Annotated in this window: 9 protein-coding genes; 6 read left to right on the plus strand and 3 right to left on the minus strand. The window is 53.9% G+C overall.

Annotation, left to right across the window (positions count from 1 at the left end):
* Positions 1-20: 20 nt before the first annotated feature.
* Complete coding sequence (barA, locus tag LK04_RS03400) at positions 21-2750, minus strand: two-component sensor histidine kinase BarA (RefSeq protein ID WP_039330722.1); 2730 nt, start codon at positions 2748-2750, stop codon at positions 21-23.
* Between the two features lie 91 nt (positions 2751-2841).
* Here barA and rlmD point away from each other — a divergent pair, with 91 nt between their 5' ends.
* The 6 genes from rlmD to queE all read left to right on the plus strand — a co-directional run bounded on the left by rlmD (position 2842) and on the right by queE (position 11399).
* Complete coding sequence (rlmD, locus tag LK04_RS03405; RefSeq protein WP_039330723.1) at positions 2842-4158, plus strand: 23S rRNA (uracil(1939)-C(5))-methyltransferase RlmD; 1317 nt, start codon at positions 2842-2844, stop codon at positions 4156-4158.
* 32 nt (positions 4159-4190) lie between these two features.
* Positions 4191-6422 carry a GTP diphosphokinase gene (gene relA / locus LK04_RS03410; protein ID WP_039330725.1) on the plus strand — a complete coding sequence of 744 codons (2232 nt, stop codon included), beginning with the start codon at positions 4191-4193 and terminating at the stop codon, positions 6420-6422.
* Between the two features lie 105 nt (positions 6423-6527).
* Positions 6528-7334 (plus strand): nucleoside triphosphate pyrophosphohydrolase, encoded by an 807-nt coding sequence (mazG, locus tag LK04_RS03415; RefSeq protein ID WP_039330727.1) that lies wholly within the window; start codon positions 6528-6530, stop codon positions 7332-7334.
* 234 nt (positions 7335-7568) lie between these two features.
* Positions 7569-9206: a glutamine hydrolyzing CTP synthase gene (gene pyrG / locus LK04_RS03420; RefSeq protein WP_039330729.1), complete on the plus strand. Its 1638-nt coding sequence runs from the start codon at positions 7569-7571 to the stop codon at positions 9204-9206.
* 77 nt (positions 9207-9283) lie between these two features.
* A complete protein-coding gene (eno, locus tag LK04_RS03425; RefSeq protein WP_034823037.1) occupies positions 9284-10579 on the plus strand; it encodes a phosphopyruvate hydratase in 1296 nt (431 codons plus the stop codon).
* 148 nt (positions 10580-10727) lie between these two features.
* Positions 10728-11399, plus strand: a complete 672-nt coding sequence (queE, locus tag LK04_RS03430; protein ID WP_039330731.1) for a 7-carboxy-7-deazaguanine synthase QueE — start codon at positions 10728-10730, stop codon at positions 11397-11399.
* 123 nt (positions 11400-11522) lie between these two features.
* Here the strand turns inward: queE and LK04_RS03435 are convergent, their stop codons facing one another.
* On the minus strand, positions 11523-12122 hold the full coding sequence (locus tag LK04_RS03435) for an inorganic diphosphatase (protein ID WP_039330733.1): 600 nt from the start codon (positions 12120-12122) through the stop codon (positions 11523-11525).
* A 207-nt stretch (positions 12123-12329) separates the two neighbouring features.
* Positions 12330-12689 carry a 6-carboxytetrahydropterin synthase QueD gene (queD, locus tag LK04_RS03440; RefSeq protein ID WP_039330734.1) on the minus strand — a complete coding sequence of 120 codons (360 nt, stop codon included), beginning with the start codon at positions 12687-12689 and terminating at the stop codon, positions 12330-12332.
* Positions 12690-12696: the final 7 nt, after the last annotated feature.

Raw genomic sequence — 12696 nt, forward strand, 5'->3', positions numbered from 1 at the left:
AGGGCAACAACAGCCAAACATCATCTCGCCCCTAACACTTTCCGCGCTTCCCTTGCCACGTTCGCCATCTCGTCACTCAGTTCCAGCAGTTCAGGCTCCAGCGCCGCGATATCACTCTCCTGATGCAAACTCTTCTCCAACTGCTGGCACAGCTGTTTCAGGCGAGGCACGCCGCTGTAGCTGGCGCTGCCGTGCAGCTTATGGATAATTTCGCGCAGCCCCGCCACATCATTGCTCGCAATAAAATGCTCCACGCGTTCTTCCACTTCGGGCAGAAAATCCAGCAGCATTTGCAGTAAGTCGCGCGCCAAATCCGGCTTGTTGGCTGCCTGGCGCAAGGCCAGCGTCCAGTCGAGAGACGGTGCGACGTTCGGCTGTGTTGGCTGAGCCGGGACGCTATTCGGTGCATAACGTTGCAGCAGTTGGTTCAGCTTGTTTTCATCGATGGGCTTCGCCAGATAGTCGTTCATGCCTGCGCCAATCAGCTGCTCGCGCTCACCATCCAAAGCATGTGCGGTGACGGCCACAATCGGCGTATTGGCGTGCAGCGGCAGGCTACGGATGATTTCACTGGCACGGATCCCATCGATATCGGGCATCTGAATGTCCATCAGGATTACATCCAGCTTGTGCAACCGCGCCTGGCGGATCGCCTGTTCCGCGTTGTCGCACAGTATGATGTGCTGCACCTGCTCCTCCAGCAGTGCGCCAATCAGTTTCAGGTTGGCAGGGTTGTCGTCCACCGCCATCACCGTCAGCGGTTGGCGAGCGCTGCGCGCGGGCACATCGCTGTCTCGACTGTGCAAATCCAGCAGCATCGGCAGCAGGCGCGTCAGAGAGATGGGTTTAGCAATGCATCCCGCAATGCCACGCGCACGAAGATCGTCCGCAAACAGCATCATTTCGCTCGGCAGCGCCAGCAGCACCGAATCGGCGCGTGACCGCAGGCGCTCAATCAATGCATCAGACAGGGTCGCGGGATGGGGTTCATTAACCGGTAATCCCATTAGCAGTAGCGGGAAATCTGCGTCGGGCATCTCTTCCAGCGTGGCGAAATGCTGTACCTGCAACGGCGTAATGCTGAGCATCTCCCGCACCGCTTTGGCGACTGCGGCGTGGGGTTCAATGTAGGCGAGCGGGACGGGGCGCAAATCATCCAGCATACGAGGAATTGGCGGTGCATTAGGATTGAGATCGAGATGGATATGCACCCAGAAGGTCGAGCCCTGATTATGACGGCTGTGGAAGGCGATCTCGCCACCCATCTCACTCACCAGTTTCTGGGTAATCACCAGACCTAATCCCGTGCCGCCATGGCGACGCGAGATACTGGCATCCGCCTGACGGAATGCCTGGAAAAGCTGCGACTGCTGCTGCTCTGAGATACCAATGCCAGTGTCATGAACCTGCAGTTCCAGCTCCACCCGTGTTGTGCTGATACTGCGCAGTTCTACGCGTAAATCGATGTGGCCGCGTTCGGTGAACTTGATCGCGTTACCCAGCAGATTGATCAGGATTTGCTGCAAGCGTAACGGGTCACCAATCACATTGTCTGGTACCTGTTTCTCCAGACAAACGGTGATCTCCAGACCTTTTTCATGGGCCGAAGGTGCCAATAGCACCAGGGTTTCATCCAGCGTGGCGCGCAGCGGGAAGGGGATCGACTCCAGCACCAGCTTGCCCGCTTCCAGCTTCGAGAAGTCGAGCACATCATTAATAATGCTCAGTAGGTTGTTGGCGGAACGTTCGATGGTGCTCATGTAATCGCGTTGGTTGGTACTGAGGCCGGTTTTCAGCATCTGACGCGTAAAGCCAATCACGCCATTTAGCGGCGTACGCAACTCGTGGGACATGTTGGCGAGGAATTCTGATTTGATACGCGCCGCTTCCTGGGCGCGCTTTTTCGCCAGATCCAGCTCGACGTTTTGAATCTCCAGCTGTTCCAGCGTTTCGCGTAAATCGTAGGTCGCCTGATCGATATTTTGCTGCATCTCTTCGTGATAGGCGGTCAGCGACATCGCCATCGCGTTGATGCCATTTTTCAGGATACTCAGCTCGCCCAGCATATACCCATCTACACGGCTGTCGAGCTGGCCACGGCGGATACGGTCAACCGTGGAGACCATATTGCGAATCGGCCCCGTGACATCGCGCATCAGGCGATAGGCAAACAGCATGGCGATACACAAGCAGAACAGCAGCAGCAGAGTGGCGACGAACACCTCTTTATACTGCTCCAGCCGCACGGATTGCAGATCCAGTTCGATGGCGACATAGCCGAGTGGATTGCCCGCCGGTTTGGCATCTTCGCCCGGCAGCTCATCCACGGAGTAGCGTTCAGAGATAATCGGCGTGCGCAGCACCATTACACTGCCGTGACGCTCAACGGAGACGCCATCCTCCAGCGTCGAGATATCCTCTTTTTGCAGCAGCGCGAGATTTTGATTGTTGTTTGAGGTGACGTAGATGTGATTGTTGTTGTCGAAAATGGTAATGGCACGGACAATATCCGAATGACGACGATGCAACAGGCTGACCAACTCGCGAATCGCATCGCGGTTGTGCCAGGTCATGCCATATTCGCTCGATACGGCCAGCGGCTCGATGATGTTCGAGCCCGCGTCGCGTACCTGATGCTGTAATTCGTTATAGCGGTGAACCACGAAGAAGGTACTGAGCAGCAGGCCAATCATTAGCGTTGGCGCCAGTATCAAAATCATCATTCGCGCCCGCAGGCTGTATTTGGTCATAATTGTGGCCTGGCGACTCCTGGCATTTTTATCCCTGTGCTCGTTCCGGTAGCGGCGGCACACCCAATTAATATAGAGAATTCACAACACTATGGCGCAATTTTACTCCGCAAAACAGCGCGTGACGACTAAGCAACGTATTACCGTCACCATTGAAGACCTTGATCCCTTCGGACAAGGTGTTGCGCGCCATAAAGGTAAGGCGATGTTTGTCAGCGGCGCGCTGCCGGGTGAACAGGCTGAGGTCACGGTGCTGGAGGACAAACGTCAGTACGCGCGAGCCAAAGCCAATAAGATCACCAACCCAAGTGCGCAGCGTGAGAAACCGCGCTGTGTGCATTTCGGCGTGTGCGGCGGCTGCCAGCAGCAACATGCGGCGGTTGAACTGCAGGAGGAAAGTAAAGCGCGCGCGCTCAGCCGCATGCTCAACCGGGATACGCTCTTGCCGGTGCGTGTGGATGAAATCATCAGCGGTGCCCCTTGGGGCTATCGCCGTCGTGCGCGTTTGGGGTTGCAGTGGCAACCAAAACAGCAACGTTTGCAGATGGGATTCCGTCAGGCGGCGAGTAATGATCTGGTGGCGTTAACTCAGTGCCCCGTTTTGGTGCCCGAGCTTGAGGCATTATTGCAACCCTTGCACCGCTGCCTCAGCAGCTTAAATGCGGTCAGGCGTTTGGGCCACCTGGAGCTGGTACTGGCCGATAATGGGCCGCTGATGGTGCTGCGTCATCTTGATGCATTGTCCGCTGGCGATCGTGCAAAACTGGAACGCTTTTCGCATGAGCACAAGTTGATGTGTTATCTGGCCAACGGCAGTGACAGCTTGCAGCCGCTGGGCGAATACGCACCTTTCTACCAATCTTATGATTTAAAACTGACTTTTAGCCCGCAAGATTTTATTCAGGTTAATGACGGCGTGAATCAGCAGATGGTGGCGAAAGCCATTGAATGGCTGGATCTGCAGCCAGACGATCGGGTGCTGGATCTGTTTTGCGGTATGGGTAACTTCACATTGCCGGTAGGAAAGTTCGTACAAAATGCCGTGGGTGTGGAGGGTGTTGCAGCATTAGTCCGCCAGGCAGCGTATAATGCTGAACTGAATAATCTTAAAAATGTCCGCTTTTTCCAGCACAACCTGGAGGAAGATGTTGCCCACCAGCCTTGGGCAGCGCAGGGTTTCAACAAGGTGTTACTGGATCCAGCACGCGCTGGCGCCGCCGGTGTGATGTCGCATGTGGTTAAACTTGCGCCGCAACGTGTGGTCTATGTTTCCTGTAACCCCACAACACTTGCGCGCGACAGTCAGGCATTACTGTCGGCGGGCTACCATTTGGAAAGGGTCGCGATGCTGGATATGTTCCCACATACCAGCCATCTCGAATCCATGGTGCTGTTTAGCAAAACATAAGCGGCGTTTTCGTCGTTATGGCAGGAGAGGATATGGTTGCGGTTAGAAGTGCGCATTTAAATACGGAAGGGGAATTTGCCCTTGACCAGTGGATCGCCAGTTTAAATATTAATAATCCGCAATCCTGCCAGAAACTGGCGGATGCGTGGCGCTACTGTGAAGCCGAAACGCACGACCATCCAGATCAGGCTCTGTTGCTGTGGCGCGGTATTGAGATGGTGGAAATCCTCACCATGCTCAGTATGGACAACGACAGCTTACGCGCCGCGCTGCTGTTCCCGCTGGCAAATGCCGATGTGGTGAGCGAAGAAGAACTGGAAAAGTCCTTCGGTAAGGGCATTGTGTCGTTGGTTCATGGCGTGCGCGACATGGATGCCATTCGCCAGCTGAAAGCGATCCATAATGATTCCATGGCCTCAGAGCAGGTGGATAACGTCCGCCGTATGTTGCTGGCAATGGTGGAAGACTTCCGCTGCGTGGTCATTAAACTGGCCGAACGTATTGCCCATCTGCGCGAAATGAAAGATGCGCCAGAAGATGAGCGCGTGCTCGCGGCGAAAGAGAGCACCAACATCTATGCGCCGCTGGCCAACCGTCTGGGCATCGGCCAGCTCAAATGGGAGCTGGAAGATTACTGCTTCCGCTACCTGCATCCTGACGAATACAAGCGCATTGCCAAACTGCTGCACGAGCGTCGTATTGATCGCGAAAGTTATATCGATGACTTCGTCGATAATCTGCGTAAAGAGATGCAGAAAGAGGGCGTGCGTGCCGAAGTCTATGGCCGCCCGAAACACATCTACAGCATCTGGCGCAAGATGCAGAAGAAGTCGCTGGCGTTCGATGAACTGTTTGATGTTCGCGCGGTGCGTATCGTGGCGGAACGTTTGCAGGATTGTTACGGCGCTTTAGGAACCGTGCACACGCTGTTCCGCCACCTGCCAAGTGAGTTTGACGATTACGTCGCCAATCCCAAGCCCAACGGCTATCAATCGATTCATACCGTGGTGCTGGGTCCACAAGGCAAAACGGTGGAAATCCAGATTCGTACCCGCCAGATGCATGAAGATGCCGAGCTGGGTGTGGCGGCGCACTGGAAATACAAAGAAGGCCCAACCGCCGCCAATGCGCGTGGCGCAGCGGGCCATGAAGGCCGGATTGCCTGGCTGCGTAAACTGATCACCTGGCAAGAAGAGATGGCTGATTCTGGCGAAATGCTGGAAGAGGTGCGCAGCCAGGTGTTTGATGATCGCGTGTATGTGTTTACGCCTAAAGGCGATGTGGTGGATCTGCCATCCGGTTCGACGCCGCTGGACTTCGCTTACCATATTCACAGCGATATCGGACATCGTTGTATCGGTGCCAAAATCAGCGGGCGCATTGTGCCCTTTACCTATCAGTTGCAGATGGGCGATCAGATTGAAGTCATCACCCAGAAGCAGCCGAACCCGAGCCGTGACTGGCTGAATCCTAACCTCGGCTACATCACCACCAGCCGTGGGCGTTCAAAGATTCACAACTGGTTCCGTAAGCAGGATCGTGACAAGAACATTCTGGCAGGTCGTCAGATTCTTGAGAGTGAATTGAGCCAGCTGGATATCAGTTTCCGCGAGGCGGAAAAAATTCTACTGCCGCGCTACAACGTCAGTTCGCAGGACGAGTTGCTGGCGATGATTGGCGGCGGTGATATTCGCCTCAATCAGATGGTGAATTTCCTGCAGGCCAAACTCCATAAGCCGAGCGCTGAAGAGGAAGACCGTGAAGCGCTGCGTCAGCTGACGCAAAAAGCTTATACGCCAGCGCCGCGCAAAGAGGGCGGTCGTGTGGTGGTGGAGGGCGTCGGCAATCTGCTGCATCACATCGCACGCTGCTGCCAGCCGATTCCGGGCGACGATATCGTGGGCTTTATTACCCAAGGCCGGGGTATTTCCATCCACCGCGCTGATTGTGATCAGCTTAATGAGCTGATCTCACACGCCCCGGAACGTATTGTTGATGCGGTATGGGGTGAGGATTATTCCAGTGGTTATTCGCTGGTGGTGCGCGTTACGGCCAACGATCGCAGCGGTTTACTGCGTGATATCACCACCATTCTGGCGAATGAAAAAGTGAACGTACTGGGTGTTTCCAGCCGCAGCGACACCAAAAAACAGCTCGCTACCATTGATATGGATATCGAGATTTACAACCAGCAGGTGCTGGGCCGCGTGCTGGCTCGCCTCAATCAGGTGCCGGATATTATTGACGCGCGCCGCTTGAACTGATTTTTGCCAGGTCGGCATAAATGCCGACCCTACATTCATTCGGTGCGTCGTAGGGTCGCCATTTATGGCGACCTTTTCCATTTTTAACCGCTAAGGATCTCCCTCATGACAGCCCTCAACCGCTTGCTCACTATCATGCAAACCCTGCGCGACCCGAAGCATGGCTGCCCTTGGGATCGTCAACAGACGTTCGCTTCCATTGCCCCTTACACGCTGGAAGAAACCTACGAAGTGATCGATGCCATCCAGCGCGAGGATTTTGACGATCTGCGCGGTGAATTAGGCGATCTGCTATTCCAGGTGGTGTTCTACGCACAAATGGCGGATGAACAGCAGCGTTTCAACTTTGATGACATCTGCAATGCCATCAGCGACAAACTGGAGCGCCGCCATCCGCATATCTTCGCCAATGTGCAGGCAGACACCACTCAGGAAGTACTCAAAAACTGGGAAGCGATTAAGCATCAAGAGCGAGCTGAAAAGTCGCAACATTCGGCGCTGGATGATATTCCAAAAGCACTGCCTGCCCTGATGCGCGCGCATAAAATTCAAAAGCGCTGCAGCACGGTGGGCTTTGACTGGAACACGCTGGGCCCGGTACTCGACAAAGTGTATGAAGAGATTGATGAGGTGATGCACGAAGCGCAGCAGGCGGTCATCGACAGCGACAAACTGGAAGAGGAGATTGGCGATCTGCTGTTCGCGACGGTGAATCTTTCACGCCATTTAGGTAGCAAAGCAGAAACGGCGTTGCAGAAAGCCAACGACAAATTTGAACGTCGCTTCCGCCAGGTTGAAAGCATTATCACGGAACAGGGGCTGGCAATGAACGACGCCACGCTGGAGCAGATGGAAGAGGCCTGGCAGCAGGTGAAAGCCTGTGAGAACAAAGACTCAGCGATTATTCCATAAATTGCCGATTATTCCTCCTTTGAGCATAATTTAGCCGCTTAAGCTTACTCGATTCAGCCTTGCGGCAACTTTGTGACGTACGTCAACATTTCACCCGCCTCTATCCGCTATGTTGTCGGCTGCAATGCGCGGGGATGGTGTGATTGATCAATTGTGGCTTAGGACGACTTCGGGTATACTATTTTCCCGTCTTGGTTATTCCATCGTCTTTAAACCTAAACTCTCAGGTTCAGCATGACAACGAATTATATTTTTGTGACCGGCGGGGTTGTTTCCTCTCTGGGCAAAGGCATTGCCGCAGCCTCCCTCGCAGCCATCCTTGAAGCACGTGGTCTGAATGTGACCATCATGAAACTCGATCCGTACATCAACGTCGATCCGGGTACCATGAGCCCGACACAGCACGGTGAAGTGTTCGTCACCGATGATGGGGCCGAAACCGATCTGGATTTAGGTCACTACGAGCGTTTCATTCGCACCAAAATGTCTCGCCGTAACAACTTTACGACCGGTCGTATTTACTCAGAAGTCCTGCGCAAAGAGCGTCGCGGTGACTATCTGGGTGCCACGATTCAGGTCATCCCGCATATCACCAATGCGATCAAAGAACGCATCATTGAAGGTGGCGAAGGCCACGATGTGGTTCTGGTTGAAATTGGCGGTACTGTTGGTGATATCGAGTCACTGCCGTTCCTCGAAGCCATTCGTCAGATGGCGGTTGATGTGGGCCGTGAACACACCATGTATATGCACCTGACTCTGGTGCCGTATATGGCGGCTGCAGGCGAAGTGAAAACCAAGCCAACCCAGCATTCAGTGAAAGAGCTGCTGTCGATCGGTATTCAGCCAGACGTGCTGATCTGCCGTTCAGACCGCGCAGTGCCGGCTAATGAACGCGCTAAAATCGCGCTGTTCTGTAACGTTCCGGAAAAAGCGGTTATTTCCCTGAAAGATGTGGATTCTATCTACAAAATCCCTGGCCTGCTGAAATCGCAGGGTCTGGATGACTATATCTGCAAGCGTTTCAACCTGAGCGCACCGGAAGCGAACCTGGCCGAATGGGAACAGGTTATTTACGAAGAAGCCAATCCGGGCGGCGAAGTCACCATCGGTATGGTCGGCAAATATGTCGAGCTGCCTGATGCGTATAAATCAGTGATTGAAGCGCTGAAGCACGGTGGATTGAAAAATCGTGTGACCGTGAACATCAAGCTGATCGACTCGCAGGATGTGGAATCACGCGGTGTCGAAATTCTGAAAGATCTCGATGCTATCCTGATCCCTGGCGGCTTCGGCTACCGTGGTGTGGAAGGCAAAATGCTCACTGCGCAGTACGCCCGTGAGAACAACATCCCTTATCTGGGCATCTGCCTGGGTATGCAGATTGCGCTGATGGAGTTCGCACGCAATGTGGCCGGGATGGAAGGCGCCAACTCAACTGAATTTGTGCCAGACTGTAAGTACCCGGTGGTTGCGCTGATCACCGAATGGCGTGATGAAGAAGGTAACGTTGAGCAGCGTAGTGAGCAGAGCGATCTGGGCGGCACCATGCGTCTGGGTAGCCAGCAGTGCCAGCTGACGTCAGGAAGCAAAGTGCGCCAGCTGTACGGTTCTGACGTGATTACTGAACGTCACCGCCATCGTTATGAAGTGAACAATCTGCTGTTGAAGCCGATTGAAGCGGCGGGTCTGCATATTGCGGGCCGTTCCGGTGATGACCAGCTGGTGGAGATCATTGAACTCCCGAATCATCCGTGGTTCGTAGCCTGTCAGTTCCACCCGGAATTTACGTCGACCCCGCGTGATGGTCATCCGCTGTTCGCTGGCTTTGTTAAAGCCGCGCAGGAGCACCAGAAGCGGTTAGCGAAGTAAGAGTTTAACGAACAGCGCGCGAACTTTTCGCGCGTTGTTTGTCTTAGGATTGACTAACTTGTACTGAGGAAAATCGAATGTCCAAAATCGTAAAAGTCATCGGTCGCGAAATCATCGACTCCCGTGGCAACCCGACTGTAGAAGCAGAAGTGCATCTGGAAGGCGGTTTCGTTGGTCTGGCTGCTGCGCCATCAGGTGCTTCAACCGGTTCTCGCGAAGCACTGGAGCTGCGTGACGGTGACAAATCTCGTTTCCTGGGCAAAGGTGTAACCAAAGCGGTTGCAGCTGTTAACGGTCCTATCGCTGCTGCGGTAACCGGTAAAGATGCCAAAGACCAGGCGAACATCGATAAGATCATGATCGAGCTGGACGGTACTGAGAACAAATCCAACTTCGGCGCTAACGCCATTCTGGCTGTTTCTCTGGCTGCGGCTAAAGCGGCTGCGGCTTCTAAAGGCCTGCCACTGTATGCGCACATCGCTGAACTGAACGGCACCCCAGGCAAATTCTCTATGCCTCTGCCAATGATGAACATCATCAACGGTGGTGAGCACGCCGACAACAACGTCGACATCCAGGAATTCATGATTCAGCCAGTTGGCGCGAAAAACGTGAAAGAAGCCATCCGTATGGGTTCTGAAGTTTTCCACAACCTGGCAAAAGTACTGAAAGCCAAAGGCATGAGCACTGCAGTGGGTGACGAAGGTGGCTACGCGCCAAACCTGGGTTCAAACGCTGAAGCTCTGGCTGTTATCGCTGAAGCGGTAAAAGCAGCCGGTTACGAGCTGGGCAAAGACATCACCCTGGCGATGGACTGTGCAGCATCTGAATTCTACAAAGACGGCAAATATGTGCTGGCTGGCGAAGGTAACAAAGCCTTCACCTCAGAAGAGTTCACGCACTTCCTGGAAGACCTGACTAAACAGTACCCAATCGTGTCTATCGAAGACGGTCTGGATGAGTCTGACTGGGCGGGCTTCGCTTACCAGACTAAAGTTCTGGGCGACAAAATCCAGCTGGTTGGTGACGACCTGTTCGTGACCAACACCAAGATCCTGAAAGAAGGTATCGATAAAGGCATCGCTAACTCCATCCTGATCAAATTCAACCAGATCGGTTCTCTGACCGAAACTCTGGCTGCAATCAAGATGGCGAAAGACGCAGGCTACACCGCGGTGATTTCACACCGTTCAGGTGAAACTGAAGATGCTACCATCGCTGACCTGGCGGTCGGTACTGCTGCAGGCCAGATCAAAACCGGTTCTATGAGCCGTTCTGACCGTGTTGCTAAGTACAACCAGCTGATTCGTATCGAAGAAGCGCTGGGCGACAAAGCCCCGTTCAACGGTCTGAAAGAAGTTAAAGGCCAGTAATGGTCTGCTGATGTGGCCTGACCGGCTGCATCATCGCTAATAAAGCCCCGCCTCGTGCGGGGCTTTTGCTTTTTGCTGCGAAGCAGCTGTGAACCGACGGCGAAAATCTGCCATAATCTGCGCCTCGAATTTTAGACGTGAGTAAAAAATGTTCTACCCGATTAACGAAATGTTCCAGACCCTGCAGGGTGAAGGTTTTTACACCGGTGTTCCGGCGCTGTTCATCCGCTTGCAAGGATGTCCGGTGGGCTGTAGCTGGTGTGATACCAAACATACCTGGGAAAAGCTGGCCGATCGGGAGACATCGCTGGGCGATATTCTGGTGAAAACCGTGGAGAGCGACGCCTGGGGCAGCGCCGATGCGGCAATGCTGATTGAGACCATTCAGCGCCAGGGTTGGACCGCGCGCCATGTGGTGATCACCGGCGGCGAACCGGCGATTTTCGATTTGCGCCCGTTAACAGAAGCGCTGGAAGCCGCAGGCTTTGACTGCCAGATTGAAACCAGTGGCACCCATGAAGTGCAGTGCTCAGAAGCCACTTGGGTGACGGTTTCACCCAAAGTGAATATGCGTGGCGGTTATGATGTGTTGCCGCAGGCGTTGCAGCGAGCCGATGAAATTAAACATCCGGTGGCGCGTGAGCGTGATGTGGAAGCGTTAGATGCGTTGCTGGCCGGTCTGCACGACGATAAAAATCGTATTGTTGCGCTGCAACCGATCAGCCGTGGTGATGCGGCGACCAAACTGTGCATTGAGACCTGTATTGCCCGCAACTGGCGCCTTTCAATGCAGACACACAAGTATTTGAATATCGCCTGATAAACCAGGTGCGCATCAATGCGCACCCTTTGAAAACTGCGCTGGATTGTCGTAGGGTTGCCATTCATGGCGACCCTGGCCATCACCGCGCTGATTCAGCCATTCATAGCGACCTTATCGCCATTATTGCTTCGCTTTATACGCGTCGAATGCCTGTTTGATTTCTGTTTTGGCTTTCGCCGCATCCTCAAATCCATTTAACTCCACTTTCTTACGACCGTCCGGCAACTGCTTGTAGACGCGGAAGAACGCCTGCAGACGCTCCTGCTCCATCTTCGGCAGATCCTTCATCTCTTTGATGTCGTCGTAAGTGGGGTCGATCTTGCTGGTGGGCACTGCAACGATCTTGTCGTCCACTTCACCCCCATCAATCATCTTCAGCACGCCAATCGGGCGCAGTTTGATCAGCGTACCCGGTTGCAGCGGCGCACGGGTATAGAAGATCACATCCAGCGGATCGCCATCACCACCCAGTGACTGGGTCAGTGAACCGTAGTTCGCTGGATAGGCCACCGGCATCGACTGAAAACGGTCGGCAACGATAAAGCCGGTTTTCGCGTCGGTTTCATATTTGATCATGCCGCCCGCAGGGATCTCAGTCACCGCATAGAACTCATCCGGGACTTTATCGGGTTGTGGGAAATCCAGCACGTTTTGCGCCTGAACGGCGGCAGAGGCGGAAATAAGCAAAGCAATAACAGAAAGGCGTTTTACCAGGTTCATTGTTGATTCTCTTGATCTTTAATGAAGGAGACAACAACGTAGAGGGCGAGGGTTACAGAGATATGAATAAACGATAAAAAATGGAGAGACCAAATATTCCACGTTGCAGGAAGGCGGCAACTGAGCGCATCCCCAGAAGCTTACATCAGTAAGTGACTGGACTGGGTGAGGGCAGTCAACGCACCTGCAGCATGGAAGATGACGGTCTCAGCCGCGATAGACGCAGCCTGCGGTACAGGTCTCTTTAATCATCACTGCACTCAGTTCTGGCAAGATCGGCTTCATCTGATCCCAAATCCATTTCGCCAGCACTTCGCTGGTCGGGTTTTCCAGGCCAGGAATATCATTGAGATAGTGATGATCGAGACGATCATAAATCGGCTTAAACGCCGCCTTCAGCTCGGCAAAATCCATTACCCAACCGGTATGCGCATCCACTTCACCGGTGATTTCCAACCGTACCAGGAACGAATGGCCATGCAGGCGACCACACTTATGCCCTTCAGGCACATGCGGTAAGCGGTGGGCTGATTCGAACTGGAACTCTTTAAATAGCGTGGTAGACATAATGGCT

It is taken from the genome of Pantoea vagans, assembly GCF_001506165.1.
Classification (GTDB): Bacteria; Pseudomonadota; Gammaproteobacteria; order Enterobacterales; family Enterobacteriaceae; genus Pantoea; species Pantoea vagans_C.

Coding starts and splice junctions, on each gene's coding strand:
- barA (WP_039330722.1), bottom strand. CDS start 2,750: ATGACCAAATACAGCCTGCGGGCGCGAATGATGATTTTGATACTGGCG.
- rlmD (WP_039330723.1), top strand. CDS start 2,842: ATGGCGCAATTTTACTCCGCAAAACAGCGCGTGACGACTAAGCAACGT.
- relA (WP_039330725.1), top strand. CDS start 4,191: ATGGTTGCGGTTAGAAGTGCGCATTTAAATACGGAAGGGGAATTTGCC.
- mazG (WP_039330727.1), top strand. CDS start 6,528: ATGACAGCCCTCAACCGCTTGCTCACTATCATGCAAACCCTGCGCGAC.
- pyrG (WP_039330729.1), top strand. CDS start 7,569: ATGACAACGAATTATATTTTTGTGACCGGCGGGGTTGTTTCCTCTCTG.
- eno (WP_034823037.1), top strand. CDS start 9,284: ATGTCCAAAATCGTAAAAGTCATCGGTCGCGAAATCATCGACTCCCGT.
- queE (WP_039330731.1), top strand. CDS start 10,728: ATGTTCTACCCGATTAACGAAATGTTCCAGACCCTGCAGGGTGAAGGT.
- LK04_RS03435 (WP_039330733.1), bottom strand. CDS start 12,122: ATGAACCTGGTAAAACGCCTTTCTGTTATTGCTTTGCTTATTTCCGCC.
- queD (WP_039330734.1), bottom strand. CDS start 12,689: ATGTCTACCACGCTATTTAAAGAGTTCCAGTTCGAATCAGCCCACCGC.